This is a genomic window from Primorskyibacter aestuariivivens (assembly GCF_028023675.1).
Lineage (GTDB): Bacteria > Pseudomonadota > Alphaproteobacteria > Rhodobacterales > Rhodobacteraceae > Marinovum > Marinovum aestuariivivens.
The window spans coordinates 13,916-32,594 of record NZ_JAQIOZ010000023.1; the positions used below are offsets into that span (position 1 = coordinate 13,916).

Consider the following 18,679-nt stretch of genomic DNA (forward strand, 5'->3'; position numbering starts at 1 on the left):
AGGTTCAGAGCGGATCAGTCAGCGCTCGCGACCTGTTCCGGCGCGCGGCCTGAAAGAACCTCGTCAAAGGCGACACCCAAAGGCGTGCGCTCCATATTGTGGTCGACAAGGTTGATCTTCGGTGGTGTGCCCTTCCACGGGTACGGGTTAGCGGCAAACCACGCGTGCCTTTCGACAAACGGCAGGGTTTCCATCATCCGGATGGCCTCATAGGCGAATTTCGCATTGGCGTCATAGGTTGCCCGCCCTGGCCTATTCCAGTCGATCATCGCGAATTCCGTGACCCAGATCGGGCGGTCATAGGCCTTGTAAACGTCGATCAGCCAGTCGCGAAACGCTATCACGTCGCCATCGGGCGAGTAATAATGCACAGCCATGAAATCAACGCGGAGATTGCGCCGCTCTGCTTCGGCCATGAAGCGCCCCAACCAAGAGTTGCGCCCCAATGTGCCGAATTGCGTCGTCGCCGGACTGCCCAACCGCAGACCGTGCGCCTCCAGTTTCGGCCAGAGTGCGATGGCTTCTGCAACGCTCATCCCGGCTTGATGGTCTCCGCCATGCCCGTCCGGTTCGTTGAAGCCAAGAAGCGCGCGCACCGGGCGATCCGACCGAATGGGGTCGTTCACGTTGCTGGCGTTGTGGATCATCGGCACGAATTCCACGCGCCGGCGCGGACCGCCACGGGCATGAATCTGGTCAGTGCGCCAGTTGTAATACCATTTGAGCCCCTGCTGGCTTTCAATCCACTTCAGGGTTGTATAGCTCTTGTTTTCCCAAGCGCCGACACCGGCCTGCTGGGCAGCGACAGTTTGCGTCATCAGCACAAAGCCAAGTAAGATAAGAAATCGTTGGATCACGGCCATCCTGCCTCCTTGGGGCGATTTTCGCAAAGAAATCGCGCATTCACGGGGCGTAAAAGCGGCGCCTTTGAGGCATGTGCCGTGGCAAAGCGTCATGGTCACGACAACCAGGGGCGCTGCAGCAAAGCGTTGAAAAATTTTACAAAATAAGCTGATCCATCCCCGGGCTGTTCCGGGGCTGTCACGCCGGGATCAGTTCCGGCGGCACCGCGACCGTTGGCCGAACCCGGCAAGCGAACACAGATAGCTGCCATTGCCCATCGACCGGGTGCGCACTGTCTTTGACCCGGAGCGTGGTTCGCTCAGAAGGTTCAGCGAAACACGCACAGTGCCAATATCAGAAACTGCCTGGGGCTGGGTGCCGATTGCCGCCGTCTCATGCGCAATTGCAGATGTGCTGCCCATAGCCACAACCGCCGCAAACATTGCAAATTTGGCCGCGCGAACACGCGCGGATGTCGCAATCCGTTTCATGCCTGTATCTCTCCTCTTCGCCGTGCCGCACCCATCTAGTGATGTGATGAGGACATCTTTTATGGGGCAGACGTTAAGCGGGAATTAACGCATCTCAAAGCTTCATCACACCCATTCGTGAGGAAGTGTGGGCAAAATGTAGACAACATTGGGGCAAAGCGGGTGTTCACGGTCCGGAACCGACGGCCACTCCAGACCGGCATGCAACAATAAATATCTGAAACAAAATCATTTCAGGCGGCCCCGGGGCCGCCTGTGTTCCTGCCGTGACCGGCTGGCAGATTTTTGCCGACTGGCGCGCATGCCGGTCGTCAATTCCAAAATCTTGTCGTCAATTCCAAAATCTTGTCGTCTATTCCAGAATATTGTGGTCAAACCGCCAATCCGGAAGCCCGTACCCGTCGGGCCAGGGGTACACTTCGGTCTGGTTGAAGTAGATCACCGCAACCAGTTCGGTCAGCCCCTCGATGTCCTGGCGCACATCGTTGAACCACTTGTCGAAATACGCCTGATCGCCGACAAACCCGAGCTCGGCCACCACGATCGGCAAGCCGAATGCCAGGGCGCGGTCATAGCGCGGCTGCAGGATTTCGCGGAACGACCGCTCCCCGCCCAGGATTTCCTGTTCCCAGGGCTGAAGGCCAAAGACCGACAGGCCGACAACATCCACATAGTCCTCGCCCGGGAAATACGGCTCGAACCCCTCCAATCCCAGCGGCGACCACATGAATTCCACATCCGGCGCGACCTCGCGGCAAACATCGACCATCCGGCGGAACGACGCGATATAGGTCTCCGGCTCCCATCCGGCCCAGATGAACTGGCCGGATTCGTCTTCCATCTCATGCGCCCAGCGAACCGTGACCGGGCTTCTGAAATCGTTGAAGATGGCACAGATCGTCGTCATGTTTTCGTCGTAGGTGCCATCGGCAATGCCCGCGATCAGGATCTCGGGCGTGTTGCGTTCATTGCGCGTCCATGTCCAAGGCTCGATCGTGGCAAGAACCGCGCGGTTGCGCTCGGCGGCGTATTCGTCGGCGTCGTAGAGCGACTGCAACAGCACGTCTTCCCACGGCAGGAACAGATGCTCGATGGACACGTCGGTGTCGTTCGCAAAGGCCCCGTTCGGGTCATAGACACCAAACGGCAATTCGCCGGGAGGCGCGGCAAATCCCGCAGACATTGTGAACATGCTCCCGATCAAGCCGATGGCGAGCGCTTTGGAGTTGTTTGAGCAGACCATGTCTTTTACTCCTTGCTGAAAGTGAACCAGGTGTTCAGAAAATCAGGGTTCCACCGGTAACGTACCGCTCCGGCCTCTCCCAGGCCGGCCCCTGAAACGACATATTCGTAGCGGACCATCCGATCATTCCCGATCCCCACTGACAGCGCCAGAAGGCTTTCGGGGCCGCGCGTGCCAAGGGCATAAACGATCAGCCCAAGCAACAGAGGAACCGTCGCAAGCTGGAGCGGGATCCGTGCCGCGGCGTCTTTCAGGCGGATATTGTTGTCACGCAGATGCCGGATCACGATCACTGCGGATATGATCGCGTAAATCGAGCCGTTCAGCAAGGTCAGGAAGTAAAATCCCCGTGCATCAAGCACCTGATCAAAGAGCAATACCGGAACGATACAGCCCAGAGCCAGCACCAAATAGGGCAACACCACCCGCAGCGGCAGCACCGCCTCGGCCGCTTCACCTTTGGGCGTGATGCGGAAATCGACAAAATTCCCGGTAAACCGGTCCTGCACCGCCATCAGGCACCCCCAAAGGACCCACGGCCACTGCAACGCGAGAAACAGCGCCTTTTCCCAGCCCAGAACCGGTGCATTGCGCGGCCGGAAATACCCGTCGGCGCGCAGCGCATAGGCGATGATTGTGAGCACGATCGGCGGCCATATCGCATGCAGCACAAAGTCCGGATAGGTGACATCCGCATAGCGCATGTCAAAGATCACGGCGAGTATCGGGATCAGGTACAGAACGAACATGAACCCGGCAAAAAGCGGATACCACAGCTGGCAGAACACGAAGAGGAATTTCAACCGGGTTGGCAGGATCCGGAGATAGCGCGGCGTATAGCGCAAAAGCAATGTCAGCAGGCTCCGGGACCATTGGAATTCCTGCGTGCAGAGATCCGAGATATTGGCCGGCCCATCACCCGTGGCAATCGCGTCCAGCGCATGAACCCCGCGCCAGCCGCCGGAATTCAGCAAAAGCGTGGTCGAATGATCCTCGGCAAGCTCGGGGCCCAGGCCGCCCACCTCCCGCAGCGCACAGGTGCGCACCGCGTAGTGTGACCCGATGCACATCGGCGCAAGACTGCTGGCATATCCGGTTTGGAACACCCCATGGAACCCGGCCTCGGTATGCAGGCGCGTCCGCGCGGCCCAGCTCTCATCGGCATTGTTGGCACATATCGAAGGCGCGCTGACATAGCCCACCTCTGGATCGGCAAAGCCCTTCATGATTTCTTCCAGATAGGTGGGGCTTGGCACGTGGTCGGCGTCCAGCTGCGAGACAACGTCATACATCTCGTAGCCAAACATGTCGTAGAAGAAGGCAAGATTGCCTTCCTTGCAGCGCGTACGGCGCGGCCATTCACTGCGGTGATAATCAGGCCGGTTCTTCCGGGTCGAGATCCGGATGCCCCGTTCCTCGCACCATGCAATCGTCTCCGGTTGCGGGTCTTCATCTGCCAGCCATGTGTCATGCGGATAGGACTGCGCAAGCATGGCCTCCAAGGTTCGTTTCAGAACCGAGAACGGCTCTGACGGGGTCTTGGTGACGATCATGGCAACGCGGGTGGTGTCGGGACTTGGCGCGGCGCAGGCGGGCACCCGAGCCGTGCGGAAGATAAAGACGAAATAGGCCTGCATGAAAAACAGCCAGCCAAAGGCCAGTGTCACGATCCAGTAGCGCGCTCCCGGCAGGATGTGCTCGGGCTGGAACCACCAGACCCAGAAATACAGGCTGGCCGCGATCCACAGGAGGATCAGTGCTTCATACTTGACCCGACGCCACCCGCTGAACAGGCGCCGTGTAAAGCGGCTGTCCGCACGGTGCCTCCGCCCCTGCCCGTGTCTCAACGTGACGTCAGGCATCGACACCATGGCAGTTCTCTTTTGCAAAATGGGGTGCCGCATCCTTGATGATGCTGTCGATATCCGACCGGCGCGCACGGAAGTTCAAAACCCGCTCTGCCAGTTCCGGCGCGGCAACAAGTTCGGCCGGATCTCCGGGGCGACGCGGCGCAAGTTCATAGGGCACATCGCAACCGGTTTGCCGCGCGATGGCCTGCAACAGTTCATGGATCGAAGTGCCGCGCCCCGTGCCAAGGTTCAGCACAAGATCATCCCTGCCCGCCTCAAGATGCCGGAGCGCGAGGAGATGCGCCTCGGCAAGGTCGGAGACGTGGATATAGTCCCGGATGCAGGTCCCGTCCGGTGTCGGATAATCACCGCCGAACACCCTGAGCGGCGGCCCCATACCCGACGCGGCCATCAGCGCAAGCGGAATGAGATGTGTCTCGGGATCATGCCGTTCGCTCAGTGCGCCGTCCGGGGCGGCACCCGCCGCATTGAAATAACGCAGCATGGCATACCGCAACCCATGGGCCGCCGCATGATCGCGTATCATCATTTCGCAGATCAGCTTGGTGCGTCCATACGGGTTGATCGGCGCTTGCTGCGAGGTTTCCGATATCGGCACCGTGTTCGGGATACCATAGGTGGCACAGCTGGAGGAAAAGACGATCTGCCCCACGCCCTCCCGTTTCATCGCCGACAAGAGCGAGATCATTCCGCCCACATTGTTGTCGTAATAAAGACCGGGTTGTTCGACGGATTCGCCCACATAGGCGCAGGCCGCAAAATGGATAACGGTCCGGGCCGAATGACGCCTGAACACATGGGCCACGGCGTCTGTGTCGCGCACATCCAGTTTTTCCAACGGCCCCCACCGCACCGCATCGGCATGACCGGTACGCAAATTGTCGATAGTCACGGGCAGATAACCGGCCTCGGCCAGGCATTTGCAGGCATGGCTGCCGATGAATCCGGCACCTCCCGTGACTATGACCGGTGTTGTTGTCATCTCTCGACCACCTTTTGGGACCGCCCTTCGATTGCGATTTCACTTGCGAAATACGGGATACTCAGGCGCAGCCCCTCCCTCAGCGCGACCGTCGGCTCCCAACCCAGCTCTTCCCTGGCGCGCTGGATCTCGGGGCAGCGCAGTTTCGGATCATCCACCGGCAGCGGCCGCATCTCAAGCGGCGAGTCCGAACCGGTTTCCTCAAGAACGATGCGCGCTAGCTCGATCACCGTGAATTCGCCCGGATTGCCAAGGTTCACCGGGCCCGACATGTCGCCTTCGGCATGCATGAGCGACACCAGCCCAGCGATCATGTCATCGACATAACAAAATGACCGGGTCTGCTTCCCATCGCCATAGATGGTCAGCGGTGCCCCTTTGAGCGCCTGAACAAGAAAATTCGACACCACCCGGCCATCTTCAGGGTCCATACCCGGGCCATAGGTGTTGAATATCCGAGCGACGCGGGCATCGACTCCGTTCTGCGCGCAGTACTCGTGAAACAAGGTCTCAGCCGCCCTCTTTCCTTCATCGTAGCACGATCTTGGACCCATAGTGTTAACACTGCCACGGTAGCTTTCGATCTGCGGACTGACCTCCGGGTCACCGTAGATTTCCGAGGTCGACGCCTCGAGAATACGCGCGCCCTTGCGCTGTGCCAACCGCAGCATATTCTCGGAGCCGGCGACAATGGTGCGGAACGTCTTGATCGGGTCGGCCTGATATTTCACCGGCGATGCCGGGCACGCCATGTTGAAAATGAAGTCGATCCCGTCTTCGGGATCAAACGGGTCTGCAACGTCCTGTTTTACGAAGGTAAAGTTCGGCGATTCCAGAAAGTGGTCAATATTTCGCATACGACCGGTAGATAAATCATCCAGACAGATGACCCGCGTTTCCTGTTCCATGTAAAACGAGCAAAGGGCAGATCCGAGAAAACCGGCCCCCCCGGTGATCAATACCGTTTGCCCCTTGCGAGGCAAGGAGATCAATCGGCTCCGGAGTGACGCCGCAGGCTTGGTTTTTCCAGTATTCGCTTTCATTATCACGTTTCCCCTAATTCCCTACATGGTAGAGTTACCATTGAAAGAAGCGCGCCCTGATTGAAAAAACACAACCAAGTACTGCGCCTTGACACTCTCTCGTTTTGCCACAGCCACAGGGACGGTTAAAAATAGCTCAACGCAGAGTGCGCACATTGCGCCAGATCAATTAAACACCCGGAACTTAGGGAGTTTTTCCTGAAGTTTACGTCTAGTCAAGTCCTAGAAAAACCCGCCAGACACGGCTTCAGAACATGTGAGCACCCCAGTTCTCGAATTTATCCGACCTCCATTTATTCGACCCTCGCCGCTCCGAAATTACGTTTGGAACGACACAGCCAATAGTGTTTCCTCCTCGCGCCTTTTAGAACCGCCCGCCGAAACTCTGCGCCGGGATCTTCAATCGTTGTCTGGTGAGGGGCCCAATCTCAAAAATCAGAGTTCTGAAATGGCGGATGGCCCGCCCAAAAAACGCATGTCTATCTCAATCCACACCGAATATATCACGAGTAAAGACAAGTCCCGAGAACTTTTTGATTTTTTTGTCTTGCCGGTTGCAGATCAAAAGGTCGATCCGGTCCAGAAACGCGTCAAGATCGTCGACAATTTCAGCCCCGGCAAGGTCCCCGTTTTTCAGCATCGGCTCGTATACCAACACCCGCGCGCCCTGCGCTACCAGAAGCTCGACAATGTCATGCATGGCCGAGCTGCGCATGTTGTCCGACCCCTGCTTCATCGTCAGCCGGTACACGCCCAAGGTCTGCGCACCAAGCTTTAGGATTTCATCGGCGATGAAGGCTTTGCGGCCCGCATTCGTTTCCACAACCGCCTGGATCAGCTGATGTGGGATGTCTTCGTAATTGGCAAGCAGCTGCTTTGTATCCTTGGGAAGACAATAGCCCCCGTACCCGAAAGACGGGTTGTTGTAGCCCGGCCCGATCCTGGGATCGAGGCTCACCCCCCGAATGATCTCGCTGACATTCAGCCCCTTCGCGTAGCCGAAACTGTCCAGCTCGTTGAAGAACGACACCCGTGTCGCGAGATAGGAATTGGCGAACAGCTTGACGGCCTCAGCCTCGTTCGAGCCGGTCAGCATGACCTCGACATCGGGTGTCAGGCTTGCCGTGCGCAGGATCTCGGCAAATTGCGCGGCCTGATCGCATTTGCTGCCGACAATGATGCGGGACGGGTAGAAATTGTCATGCAGCGCCTTTCCTTCGCGCAGGAATTCAGGCGAAAACGCGATCCTGTCATCATTCAGAGCGGCCCTTTGAGACGCGGTAAAACCGACAGGGATCGTTGACTTGATCACGATCAACGCGGTTTCATTGACCTGCCGGGCCGCGCGGATAACCTGTTCGACCGCCGAAGTGTTAAAGTAATGCGTGTCCTCGTCGTAGTTTGTCGGCGCCGCAACGATGATGAATTCGGCCCCGGCAAAAGCCTCTTTTGCGTCCAGCGTTGCCGTCAGGTCGACCTCTTCCCCGGCCAATACCGCATCGATATCGGGGTCCGCCACGGTGGATTGCCTGGCATTGATCTTGTCGACCCGTCCGGGGTCGATGTCATAGGCGACGACCCGGTGGTGCCGGGCCAGCAGAACAGCCAGCGACATGCCCACATAGCCCAGACCCGCGACGGTAATTCTGTTTTTGACGGACAAGGAAATTTCCTTTCTTCAACGGATCAGGCGTCGAAAACGGAGGATGGAAGTCGCGCAAAGCCCCTGGTGTCCTTCACGCCCCTCTTGATCAACCGACCCGGCCAACACGCGTTTTTCGGGGCAGCGCAGCCCCCCGGGGGCATTTCAATACGTGATTAACCCGAGCACTTGCGACCCTTGCGGTGCGATACAAGGGAAGCCCCCAGATCACCCCGATACACATGCGCGGCGGGATCTTGGCTGGCCCATTTTCGGAACAGATCACTGCAGCCTTATGAAAAGGTTAGCGTTTTACCCGCAACAGGCAAGCATTCACTTTATGAGATATGAAATTTATGGCATATAACACGGCCAACGTGTGCGCTGCACCGCCCCCTACCCCTTTGGGGAGATTTCGATGGGGGCACGAGGTCACGCGCCCGCGTGACAGGCCGCGTTCGTCCTCAAACACCGCCGTCTCAGGCTCACAGACGCTTGCCCTCGGCGTTGAACGGCATCTCGTTCTCCCTGTCCCAGTCCATGCCCACCTCCGAGCCTTCCTCGGGGATCGGGTGGCCCGCGTCCTGGCGGACGGTGATCTGGGTGCCCGTGGCCGATTTCACATGCACCAGCGTTTCGGCCCCCAGCGCCTCGCAATAGGCCGCACGGCCATCCAGACGCCCTGCCCCCGCGCCCACCAGTTGCATATGTTCCGGTCGCACGCCGACGCGGTGGCCGCCCGACTGGCCGACCGCCGCGCCGTCGATGAAGTTCGTCGGCGGCGAACCGATGAAACCCGCCACGAACTCGGTCGCCGGATTGGCATAGACGTCGAGCGGCGCGCCGATCTGGTCCGCCACCCCGCCATTCATCACGATCATCCGGTCGGCCATGGTCATCGCCTCGACCTGGTCATGGGTGACATAAAGCGCCGTGACCCCAAGCGCGCGTTGCAGCGCCTTGATCTCCAGCCGCATCTGCACCCGCAGCTTGGCATCAAGGTTCGACAGCGGCTCATCAAACAGGAACACCGCCGGTTTGCGCACAATGGCGCGCCCCATGGCGACACGCTGACGTTGCCCGCCAGACAGCTCGCGCGGTTTGCGTGTAAGGTACGGCTCAAGCTGCAACAGCTTCGCCGCCTGCCGCACGCGCTCTTCGATCTCGGGTTTTGGCACTTTGGCGATCTTGAGCCCATAGGCCATGTTGTCGAACACCGACATATGCGGGTAGAGCGCGTAATTCTGGAATACCATGGCGATATCGCGGTCCATCGGCTCCACGTCGTTGACGCGCCGCCCGCCGATCTGGATGTCGCCGGAACTCACGGCCTCCAGCCCCGCCACCATGCGCAAGAGCGTGGACTTGCCACAGCCGGAGGGGCCGACGATCACGATGAACTCACCATCCTGCACATCCACGGAAACGCCGTGGATCACATCGGTCTTGCCAAAGGATTTCTTGACGTTTTCAAGCGTGAGCGTTGCCATTATTTCTCGCTTTCCACCAAGCCACGGATAAAGAGTTTCTGCATCCCCACCACCACGATCACCGGCGGCACCATGGCCAGGATCGAGGTTGCCATAATCGTTGGCCAATGGGCAAAATCATCGCCCGAGGGGAACATCTGTTTGATGCCCATCACGATGGTGTTCATCTCGGGGTCGGTGGTGATGAGCAGCGGCCAGAGATATTGGTTCCAGCCATAGATGAAGAGGATCACGAAAAGCGCTGCAATATTCGTGCGGCTCATCGGCAGGAGAATGTCGAAGAAAAACTGCATGGGCCGCGCGCCATCGACGCGGGCCGCCTCGGCCAGCTCATCCGGCACCGTCAGGAAAAACTGCCGGAACAGGAAGGTGGCCGTGGCCGAGGCCACAAGCGGCAGGATCAGGCCCGAATAGCTGTTGAGCATGCCGAAATTGGCGACCACCTCATAGGTGGGCACAATCCGCACCTCGACCGGCAGCATGAGCGTCAGGAAGATCAGCCAGAAAAACGTCTGCCGGAAGGGAAAGCGGAAATAGACAATCGCAAAGGCCGAGAGCAGAGAAATCGCGATCTTGCCCAGGGCAATCCCCAGCGCCATCACCAGCGAGTTGAACAGCATGAGCGCCACCGGCGCGTTGATTCCCGCAACAAGCGCATTGGTATAGTTCTCGATCATCTGGTCGCCCGGCCAGACCGGCATGGGCGGGCGAATGATATCCTGATTTTCAACCGTCGAGGCGACAAAGGCCAACCAGATGGGGAAGAAGATGAACAACACCCCGATGATCAGCCCCAGATGGGTCAGCCAGAGGCCAAGCCCGCGTTTTTCGACCATGCCCGAACGCTCTGCCATCAGTAATGCACCCTGCGTTCGATATATTTGAACTGGATGATGGTGAGGATCGACACCACCACCAGAAGGATCACAGACTGCGCCGCCGACGAGCCCAGATCCTGCCCCACGAACCCGTCCGAATAGACCTTGTAGACAAGGATGGTTGTCGCCTGTTGCGGGCCGCCGCTGGTGATCGTGTGGATCACGCCAAAGGTTTCAAAGAAGGCGTAGATGATATTCACCACCAACAGGAAAAACGTGGTGGGCGACAGAAGCGGCCAGACAATCGTGCGGAACCGTGTCCAGAAGCGCGCGCCATCAATCGCCGCCGCCTCGATCACCGAGCGGGGGATCGCCTGCAACCCCGCCAGGAAGAACAGGAAGTTGTAACTGATCCGGCCCCAGGCCGAGGCCACGACGACAAGCCCCATCGCCTCGCCTTCGTTGAGCACATGGTTCCAGTCATATCCAAGCTGACCCAGATACCACGACACCACGCCCACGCGTGTGTTGAACATGAACAGCCACAGCACCCCCGCCACCGCCGGGGCCACCGCATAGGGCCAGATCAGCAGTGTGCGATAGGCCCCCGACCCCTTGATCAACCGGTCCGCCAGCACCGCAAGATAAAGCGCCACCCCCATGGAGACGAGCGTCACGAGGATCGAAAAGATCGCCGTGGTCACAAATGAGGCGCGGTAATAGCGGTCTGACAGCAGGTATTCGAAATTGCCCAACCCCACCCATTGCATGGACAGCCCGAAAGGATCGGGGATGAACAGCGATTGCCAGATCGCCTGCCCCGCCGGGTAGAAGAAAAAGACCGCAGTGATGAGGATCTGCGGCAAGACCAGCAACAGCGGCAGCCAGATCCCCTTGAAGGTGACGCGTTTTTCCATGGTCGATATGCGTGGCCGCCCCGTCACACTACGGGGCGGCCAACCTTTTCTTTAACGTGCCGCCTGCTCGAACCGGCGCAGGAGCGCGTTGCCGCGCTCCACCGCCGAATCCAGCGCGGTTTGCGCGTCCTTGTCCCCGGCCCAGACGGCCTCAAGCTCTTCGTCGATGATGCCCCGGATCTGGTCGAAGGAGCCAAGGCGCAGGCCCTTGGAATTGGCCGTGGGTTCCTTGGCCGTCATCTGGATCACCGCGATATCGGTGCCGGGATTGGCATCATAGAAGCCCTGTTCGCGGGTCAGCTCCCCGGCTTCCGTGGTGATCGGCAGATACCCGGTGTCCTGGTGCCATTTCGCCTGAATTTCCGGCGAGGACAGGAAATCCATGAAGGCCGCGACGCCCGCGTATTCTTCGTCGCTCTGCCCTTCCATCACCCAAAGCGATGCCCCGCCGATGATGGTGTTCTGCGGCTCATCCGCCACGGCTTTCCAATAGGGCAGCGGGCGCACTTCGAAATCGAACTCGGCCTCGGCCTTGATGCCTGCGTAACCGGCGGAGCTTTCGGTAAAGAGCGCGCATTCGCCAGCGCGGAAATTCGCCCCGCCCTCATTGCGGCGACCGGCATAGATGAATTTGCCGTCCTGCGCCCATTGCCCCATCGCGCTGATATGGGCCACCTGCGCCGCGCCGTTCAGGGCCAGTTCGGTATCGGTGCCGTCGAACCCGTTCGATTGCGTCGCAAAAGGCACATCGTGATAGGCCGAGAAATTCTCAAGATGGATCCAGCTTTGCCAGGCCGTGGTCATCGGGCAGGACACACCCGCCTCTTTCAGCGCGTCCAGAACGCCCCCCACCTGCTCCCAGGTCGACATGTCAGTGTCCGGGTCGATCCCGGCCTCGGCCAGCTTGTCCCGGTTCACCCAGAGCACCGGCGTGGACGAGTTGAAGGGCAGCGACAGCATGTTGCCATCGGGCGAGGTGTAATAGCCCTTGACCGAACCGATATATTTCGACTGGTCAAACCCGTCGCCCATCACCTCGTAGACCGGCTTGATCGCGCCCTTGGCCGCCATCATCGTCGCGGTGCCCACTTCGAACACCATCAGGATGTCGGGCTGTTCCCCGGCGCGGAAGGCGGCGATCCCGGCGTTGAGCGTCTCGGAGTAATTGCCCTTGTGCGTAGCCACGACCGTGTAATCGGATTGCGACGCGTTGAAGGTTTCGACCTGTTCGGCCACCAGTTCCCCAAGGCGCCCGGTGAAGGCATGCCAGAATTCAATCTCGGTCGCGGCCGTGGCGGCCTGTGCCGACCCCAGTACAGCGGCGGCGGCAAGAATGCTGATCGTGTGTTTCATGACTCACTCCCAATTGCTTTGATATCGGATGAAGACCCCATCCGCTGCCACGCGTTATCGTCGCGCTTTGTGTAAGGCAGATGACGGGATGCTACGCTGAGTGTGTTTTGCAATCAATTCGGGATTCTCGCCGTGGCGCTCAATCTGCGGAGCATCATTCAAACATGAGATTTCACCTCTAGCGCACTGATATTTCTCATTTTTCAATTTCGACGCAGCATAGCGGCGGAGATACCGCCCAGCCGAACCATAAAAAAACCGGGCACCGATGATCGGCACCCGGGGATTTTTTAAGCCAGCTGGCAGGCCGCGCAACGGCGTTACAGAACGTTGATTTCCACCGAATCCGCCAGAGTGTTGGCGATGAAACAGTAGCGGTGCGCGCGGTGCTGCATCTCGGCCAGTTGCTCATCGCTGACGTCAAATCCGGTGTCGAACCGCACCACCGGGTGCAGGTCGATACGGGTCACGGACATCTGCCCCTTGGGGTTCTTGCCCAGATGCGCCTCGGCATAGTCGTGGTAGCTGGCCACCGGCCAGCCCGCCTTGGCGCAGAGCGCGAGAAAGGTCATCATGTGACAGCTCGACAGGGCCGAGGCCAACGCCTGTTCGGGGTTGGTATTGGCCGGGTTTCCGCCCCAATCTGGGGCGGAGTCCACTTCGACCTCGTAATTGTCGTTGAACCAGACCCGGTGCGCGTTGGAATATTTTCCGGTTTGCAGCACGGGTTCGGCACGGTGCCAATGCAGCTGGATCGCAAGATCGGACATGGGTCAGGTCTCCTGCACTGGCGCTTACGCGGCGGCGATTTGCTTTTTCGGGTCGTAGAACGGGAACTCGACCATGGTGGCGCGGGTCGGGCCCGATTTCGTCACAACTTCCACATCCGCCCCCAGAACCGCGTGATCCACCGACACCATCGCCAGCGCGATATTCTGCTTGAGGCGCGGCGAATAGACAGCCGAGGTCACCTTGCCGATGGTCTCGTCGCCTTTGTTGATCGGCCAGAAGGTCGTGTTCGGCCCCTGCAGCGGATCGCAATCGATGATCAGACCGATCTGCTTGCGGGTCACGCCCTCTTCCTTGATGCGTTTCAGCGCGGCCTTGCCGATGAACTCCGCCTCCATGTCGAGATTGACCAGACGATCAAAGCCCAGCTCGAACGGGTTGGTGTTGATGTCGGCATCAGCGTGGTAGGACAGCATCCCGCCTTCGATCCGGCGGATCGAGGAGGTGTGGCCGGGTTTCAGCCCGTATTCCATGCCGGCCGCCATGATCCGCTCCCACAGCGCATCGCCATAGGAACTGTCACGCAGGTAGAGCTCATAGCCCAGCTCGCTCGACCAACCGGTGCGCGACACGATCAGCGGGATGCCGTCAAGCTCCAGCTCGCGGTGCCAGTAGTATTTCAGGTCCATGATCTCTTCGCCAAACAGCGCCTGCATGATCAGGCCGGAATTCGGGCCTTGCAGCTGCAGCGGCGACACGTCGGGTTCGCAGATCGAGACATCCATGCCGGAATGCACGGCCAGACCCTGCGCCCAGAGCAGGATGTCGCTGTCGGCCAGCGAGATCCAGAAGTGGTTTTCGGCCAGACGCAGCAGGATCGGGTCATTGAGAATGCCGCCATCGGCATTGGTGATCAGGATGTATTTGCACTGACCCACGGCCATCTTGGACAGGTCGCGCGGCGTCATCATCTGGACGAATTTCGCGGCGTCGGCTCCGGTGATTTCGACCTGGCGCTCAACGGCCACGTCACACAGGATCGCCTCGTTCACGAGGTTCCAGAAGTTCTGTTCCGGGTTCCCAAAGTCACGCGGGATATACATATGATTGTAAACGGAAAATCCCTGTGCGCCCCAACGCACGGTGGCGTCGAAATAGGGGGATTTACGGATCTGTGTGCCGAAGCCGAAATCATCAGTCTGGGTCATGTCAGTAGTCCTTGGGAATGGGACCGAAGCGGTCAGTGGACGTTGAGAACTGCCGAGGATTTAGGACCTTATGTCGCGCGTGTCTGGTCCAAAAATACGGCCCCACTTGGCCCAAACGGTCCGAAAATCAGACCACTGGCGGCCCGTTCAGACAGGCATGGTCAATTCGCGTCACGGCCTACGAAATTTGCGACATTTGGCTGAATCGATTTGATTCTGCGTGTCGCAATGTAGGTCATGTAGCGGTCGATCCCGATATCCGCTGCCAGGAGCTCTTCCATCAACGTCTGAAACGCCGCCAGCCCGGGGGTGAAGACATGCATGACGTAATCCATGCCCCCGCCCGTGGCGACGCAAAAGGTGATTTCGTCATGGGACAGGATTTCGGCCTCGAACCGGTCGAAATCCGCCTTGCGATGATGGGTGAGCGAGACGGTGACAATCACCTGTGTCACCTCGGCAATGCGTTCCAGAGCGAGATCCGCATGGTAGCCACGGATGAACCCGGCCGCACGCAACCGGTCCAGACGCGCCCAGCACGGGGTTGGCGACAGGTTCACCATCTCGGCCAGCTTGGATTTGCTCAGCGCGCCGTGTTTCTGAAGCGCTGCCAGAATGCGGATATCTGCCGCGTCCAGTCTGGTGGTTTTCATGATCTTCCCCGACGTTCCACAACCGCCCGCTTGCGCGGCGGCATGCCTACCCTGAACCGCGCGCGCATCAGACGGAAATATCGTCTGTCACGCGGTCACGGCCCCTGCCATCAGCAAAGATGGGGGTCGTTATCGGGAAAATGCCAGCAAAAAAGCAACTGAACCGGCAAAAAGCACTCACGCCCTTTGCCGGTTTGCTGGAGATGCGGATGGGAAAGGGCGGCATCATCTGCCGCCCGTCCCGGTGTCAGGCCGCGATATCGCGGGGCACCGCAACCGCGCGGTCAAAGAAGGCGCGATGCAGCGCGGCAATCGCCTTGTCCCTGTCGCTGCGGTTCAGGATGAACAGGGTATCGACATTGCGAGGCCCCTGCGTGGCCCCCAGCGGCGTCAGCGTTTCCGCCTCCAGCGCCTGCAACCCGTTCAAGAGCACATGCAGCCCGCTCAGGTCACGCCCCAGCACCGAAACCAGCGCCAGCTTGCGCGTGGTTATCTCGGCCTGGGGGAATTTCGCCGCCAGATCGGATTCGACCCGCCGCATGGACTTCAGCGAGGCATCGACATAGTGGGTGATCGTGTTGGCATTGGACACTTTCGACACGATGCGCACGTTATGCCGTGTCAGCACGTCCAGAATGGCCGCGTCATAGCCCTTGACGCCCACCATGTCCTGTTCGAACAGCTCCAGCGCGATGATATCCAGCCCGGTGACCATTTCGACCGCCGCCTTATCCGCCGGTTGGTCGTCGATCACCGTGCCCGGATGCTCCGGCTCGAACGCGTTGGTCACGCGCAGCGGCACATTGGCCTGGCGCAGTGCCTTGGCGGCTGAGGGGTGGATTGCCTCCATCCCGAGGTTGGCCATCTGGTCGGCCACGTCGTAATTGGTGTGCCCCAGCGTGCGCACGGCGTCTTCGCCCACCAGCTTGGGATCGGCAGAGGACAGGTGGAATTCCTTGTGAATGATCGCCTCTGCTGCACCGGTCAGCGCGGCAAGCTGCGAAAATGTCACCTCGGAATAGCCCCGGTCATATTCGCGCATCAACCCCTCGCGGCATTGCGCGTAGCCTGTGACAATGGGCATCTCACTGTCGGGGTCGATCCCCTCCATCGCGCCCTGGATGCGCGCATCCAGCGAGAGATCGCCCTCTTCACGCCAGCCCGACAGGTCCACGAAACGGGCATTCACGCCCGCGCGCTGCAACATCAGCGTGGCGACATAGGCGGAATGCGCCTCGCCCAGACCGGACAGCAATTCGCGGATCTGCATCAGATGGGTGTTGAGCCGGAAATGCCCGTAGGAACACAGCCGCTGAAGGTCGATCAGGCAGTTGCGCGCGCCCTCGATGCGGTCCTGCACAAAGGTCGTCGCCTGCGCGATATCGCCCGCATTCTCGAGCACGCGCTCATGCGCCTCGACCATCGCGGCGCTGGCGCGGCTCAGCGCATCGTGCCAGCCATGCCCGTCATCGGCATTGGCAAAGGCCGCATAGACCCCTGCCTCACCCGATTTCTTGTGCTCCAGCAGCAGGTTGGTGATCCCGCCAAAGGCCGAGACCACAAAGATGCGGCCATAGCGCGGCGTACCGCCCTCAAGGAACAGCGTATCGCGCAGTTCATGCAGGCGGGACATGGATGTCCCGCCGATCTTTTCAACAGTATGGGGCATATCAGGCCTCGATTTCTTCCGGCGCGGCATAGGAGCCATCTTCGCGGTGCACTTCGGTACCCGTCACCGGCGGGTTGAAGCAGCAGGCCATGATCAGCTCGTCCTCGGCCCGCAGCACATGGCGGTCATGCTGGTCCAGCGCATACATCACGCCGGGTTTGATGGCATGGGTCTCGCCGGTCGCCAGATCGGTGATCGACCCGGTGCCCTGCATACAATAGACGCTCTCAAAGTGGTTCTTGTACTCGAACGTGTGTTCCGACCCCGCCTCCAGAAAGGTGATGTGGAAGGAAAAGCCCATCCCGTCATCGGCCAGCAGCATGCGCACGGAGGACCATTGGGCGTCGGACACCACGCGGTCCCGGTCGGATTTGACGATCTCGTTGAAGTCTCTGACGATCATGATGTCACTCCGCCGCAATCTTGAGATTGCCGGTCACGCTTTGCGCGGCCTCGACCAGGATTTTCAGACCCGCTTTCAGCGTCTCATCCGGAATGGTCAGCGGTGCAAGGATCTTGACCACCTCGTCATTCGGTCCCGAGGTTTCGACGATCAGACCGTTCTGAAAGGCCATGGCACAGATATCACCGGCCAGCTCGCCCGAGCCCACATCGACGCCGCGCATCATGCCGCGCCCTTTGAGATAGGCACCATCGACCATGGATGCGATCTCGGTCAGCGCGTCTTCCATCATGTCGGCGCGGCGCTTGATGTCACGTTGCAGCGCATCATCGGCCCAGAATTTTTCAATCGCGACCCGCGCCGTCACAAAGGCATGGGTGTTGCCGCGGAAGGTGCCGTTATGCTCCGCCGGGCCCATTACGTCATGTTCCGGCTTCACCAGAACCAGCCCCATCGGCAGGCCAAAGCCCGAAACCGATTTCGCCAGCGTCACGATGTCGGGCTGCACATCCATCTCGTCGAAGGAAAAGAATGTCCCGGTCCGACCGCAGCCCGCCTGAATATCATCGAGGATCAGCAGCGCGCCATGTTCCTTGGCCAGTTGTCCCACCCGCACGATCCAGTCCGGGCTTGCGGCGTTCAGGCCGCCCTCGCCCTGCACGGTTTCCAGCAGAATGGCCGCCGGTGCGTCCACGCCGGAAGACGCGTCGTTCAGCATCTTTTCCAGCAGGTCGCAGGTGTCATAGCCTTCGCCCATATAGCCATCATAGGGCATGCGGGTGACATTGTTCAGCGGTACGCCCGCGCCGCCCCGGTGATAGCTGTTGCCAGTGGCGGCCAGCGCGCCCTGGGTCACGCCGTGAAAACCGTTGGTAAAGGCAATCACATTGGTCCGGCCCGTGGCCTTGCGCGCGAGCTTCATCGCCGCCTCGACCGCATTGGCACCGGTCGGCCCCACGAACATCAGCTTGTGGTCCATATCGCGCGGTTTCAGGATATGCTCCTCGAAGGTCTCGATGAACGCGCCCTTGGCATCGGTATGCATATCAAGCCCGTGGGTCACGCCGTCCCCGGCGATATGATCCACCAGCGCAGCTTTCATATCCGGGTCATTGTGCCCGTAGTTCAGCGACGAGCAGCCCGCCAGAAAATCAATATAGGTGCGACCGGCGGTGTCGGTCATTTCGGCACCGGTCGCTTTGGTGAACACGGTGTCAAAGCCACGGCAGTAGCTGCGCGCCTCGGATTCACGGCGTTTAAAGACAGGCATGCGGGAGGAATTCGTAGACATACGACCTCTTTCAGGTTTCGAATGGATTGAAAT

General features: G+C 59.6%; 16 protein-coding genes. All 16 read right to left on the reverse strand.

Annotated features, from left to right (window positions below; all coding sequences use genetic code 11):
* Positions 1–14 precede the first annotated feature (14 nt).
* The 16 genes from PGB28_RS18980 to ectB all read right to left on the reverse strand — a co-directional run bounded on the left by PGB28_RS18980 (position 15) and on the right by ectB (position 18,625).
* Positions 15–863, reverse strand: a complete 849-nt coding sequence (locus PGB28_RS18980) for a glycosyl hydrolase (protein ID WP_271423108.1) — start codon at positions 861–863, stop codon at positions 15–17.
* 823 nt (positions 864–1,686) lie between these two features.
* Positions 1,687–2,526, reverse strand: a complete 840-nt coding sequence (locus PGB28_RS18985) for a glycoside hydrolase family 26 protein (RefSeq protein WP_271423109.1) — start codon at positions 2,524–2,526, stop codon at positions 1,687–1,689.
* 56 nt (positions 2,527–2,582) lie between these two features.
* A complete protein-coding gene (locus PGB28_RS18990) occupies positions 2,583–4,439 on the reverse strand; it encodes a glycosyltransferase family 2 protein (RefSeq protein WP_271423110.1) in 1,857 nt (618 codons plus the stop codon).
* A complete protein-coding gene (galE, locus tag PGB28_RS18995) occupies positions 4,432–5,430 on the reverse strand; it encodes a UDP-glucose 4-epimerase GalE (protein ID WP_271423111.1) in 999 nt (332 codons plus the stop codon). Before galE ends, PGB28_RS18990 begins: the two co-directional genes overlap by 8 nt.
* A complete protein-coding gene (locus PGB28_RS19000) occupies positions 5,427–6,473 on the reverse strand; it encodes a UDP-glucuronic acid decarboxylase family protein (RefSeq protein WP_271423112.1) in 1,047 nt (348 codons plus the stop codon). The genes galE and PGB28_RS19000 overlap by 4 nt, the downstream gene beginning before the upstream one ends.
* Positions 6,474–6,957: 484 nt before the next feature.
* Positions 6,958–8,136 (reverse strand): nucleotide sugar dehydrogenase, encoded by a 1,179-nt coding sequence (locus PGB28_RS19005; RefSeq protein WP_271423113.1) that lies wholly within the window; start codon positions 8,134–8,136, stop codon positions 6,958–6,960.
* 464 nt (positions 8,137–8,600) lie between these two features.
* Positions 8,601–9,605, reverse strand: a complete 1,005-nt coding sequence (locus PGB28_RS19010; RefSeq protein WP_271423114.1) for an ABC transporter ATP-binding protein — start codon at positions 9,603–9,605, stop codon at positions 8,601–8,603.
* Positions 9,605–10,441 (reverse strand): sn-glycerol-3-phosphate ABC transporter permease UgpE, encoded by an 837-nt coding sequence (gene ugpE / locus PGB28_RS19015; RefSeq protein WP_271423161.1) that lies wholly within the window; start codon positions 10,439–10,441, stop codon positions 9,605–9,607. The genes PGB28_RS19010 and ugpE overlap by 1 nt, the downstream gene beginning before the upstream one ends.
* A 17-nt stretch (positions 10,442–10,458) precedes the next feature.
* Positions 10,459–11,340 carry a sn-glycerol-3-phosphate ABC transporter permease UgpA gene (ugpA, locus tag PGB28_RS19020; protein ID WP_271423115.1) on the reverse strand — a complete coding sequence of 294 codons (882 nt, stop codon included), beginning with the start codon at positions 11,338–11,340 and terminating at the stop codon, positions 10,459–10,461.
* Between the two features lie 51 nt (positions 11,341–11,391).
* A complete protein-coding gene (gene ugpB / locus PGB28_RS19025; protein ID WP_271423116.1) occupies positions 11,392–12,693 on the reverse strand; it encodes a sn-glycerol-3-phosphate ABC transporter substrate-binding protein UgpB in 1,302 nt (433 codons plus the stop codon).
* Positions 12,694–13,013: 320 nt separating this feature from the next.
* Entirely contained in the window at positions 13,014–13,463 is a 450-nt protein-coding gene (locus tag PGB28_RS19030) for an OsmC family protein (protein WP_271423117.1), read from the reverse strand.
* A gap of 24 nt (positions 13,464–13,487) precedes the next feature.
* A complete protein-coding gene (locus tag PGB28_RS19035; protein ID WP_271423118.1) occupies positions 13,488–14,630 on the reverse strand; it encodes a glycine cleavage T C-terminal barrel domain-containing protein in 1,143 nt (380 codons plus the stop codon).
* 161 nt (positions 14,631–14,791) lie between these two features.
* On the reverse strand, positions 14,792–15,283 hold the full coding sequence (locus PGB28_RS19040; protein WP_271423119.1) for an Lrp/AsnC family transcriptional regulator: 492 nt from the start codon (positions 15,281–15,283) through the stop codon (positions 14,792–14,794).
* Positions 15,284–15,530: 247 nt separating this feature from the next.
* Positions 15,531–16,952, reverse strand: a complete 1,422-nt coding sequence (locus PGB28_RS19045; RefSeq protein WP_271423120.1) for an aspartate kinase — start codon at positions 16,950–16,952, stop codon at positions 15,531–15,533.
* A gap of 1 nt (position 16,953) precedes the next feature.
* On the reverse strand, positions 16,954–17,355 hold the full coding sequence (locus PGB28_RS19050) for an ectoine synthase (protein WP_271423121.1): 402 nt from the start codon (positions 17,353–17,355) through the stop codon (positions 16,954–16,956).
* A 4-nt stretch (positions 17,356–17,359) separates the two neighbouring features.
* Positions 17,360–18,625 (reverse strand): diaminobutyrate--2-oxoglutarate transaminase, encoded by a 1,266-nt coding sequence (gene ectB / locus PGB28_RS19055; protein WP_408636284.1) that lies wholly within the window; start codon positions 18,623–18,625, stop codon positions 17,360–17,362.
* Between the last annotated feature and the right edge of the window lie 54 nt (positions 18,626–18,679).

What these genes read in the sequence shown, in the direction of transcription:
- ugpB (WP_271423116.1), bottom strand. Translation starts at nt 12,693, where the DNA reads ATGAAACACACGATCAGCATTCTTGCCGCCGCCGCTGTACTGGGGTCG.
- PGB28_RS19050 (WP_271423121.1), bottom strand. Translation starts at nt 17,355, where the DNA reads ATGATCGTCAGAGACTTCAACGAGATCGTCAAATCCGACCGGGACCGC.
- PGB28_RS19000 (WP_271423112.1), bottom strand. Translation starts at nt 6,473, where the DNA reads ATGAAAGCGAATACTGGAAAAACCAAGCCTGCGGCGTCACTCCGGAGC.
- galE (WP_271423111.1), bottom strand. Translation starts at nt 5,430, where the DNA reads ATGACAACAACACCGGTCATAGTCACGGGAGGTGCCGGATTCATCGGC.
- ectB (WP_408636284.1), bottom strand. Translation starts at nt 18,625, where the DNA reads ATGCCTGTCTTTAAACGCCGTGAATCCGAGGCGCGCAGCTACTGCCGT.
- PGB28_RS18980 (WP_271423108.1), bottom strand. Translation starts at nt 863, where the DNA reads ATGGCCGTGATCCAACGATTTCTTATCTTACTTGGCTTTGTGCTGATG.
- PGB28_RS19045 (WP_271423120.1), bottom strand. Translation starts at nt 16,952, where the DNA reads ATGCCCCATACTGTTGAAAAGATCGGCGGGACATCCATGTCCCGCCTG.
- PGB28_RS18990 (WP_271423110.1), bottom strand. Translation starts at nt 4,439, where the DNA reads ATGCCTGACGTCACGTTGAGACACGGGCAGGGGCGGAGGCACCGTGCG.
- PGB28_RS19010 (WP_271423114.1), bottom strand. Translation starts at nt 9,605, where the DNA reads ATGGCAACGCTCACGCTTGAAAACGTCAAGAAATCCTTTGGCAAGACC.
- ugpA (WP_271423115.1), bottom strand. Translation starts at nt 11,340, where the DNA reads ATGGAAAAACGCGTCACCTTCAAGGGGATCTGGCTGCCGCTGTTGCTG.
- PGB28_RS19035 (WP_271423118.1), bottom strand. Translation starts at nt 14,630, where the DNA reads ATGACCCAGACTGATGATTTCGGCTTCGGCACACAGATCCGTAAATCC.
- ugpE (WP_271423161.1), bottom strand. Translation starts at nt 10,441, where the DNA reads ATGGTCGAAAAACGCGGGCTTGGCCTCTGGCTGACCCATCTGGGGCTG.
- PGB28_RS19040 (WP_271423119.1), bottom strand. Translation starts at nt 15,283, where the DNA reads ATGAAAACCACCAGACTGGACGCGGCAGATATCCGCATTCTGGCAGCG.
- PGB28_RS18985 (WP_271423109.1), bottom strand. Translation starts at nt 2,526, where the DNA reads ATGTTCACAATGTCTGCGGGATTTGCCGCGCCTCCCGGCGAATTGCCG.
- PGB28_RS19030 (WP_271423117.1), bottom strand. Translation starts at nt 13,463, where the DNA reads ATGTCCGATCTTGCGATCCAGCTGCATTGGCACCGTGCCGAACCCGTG.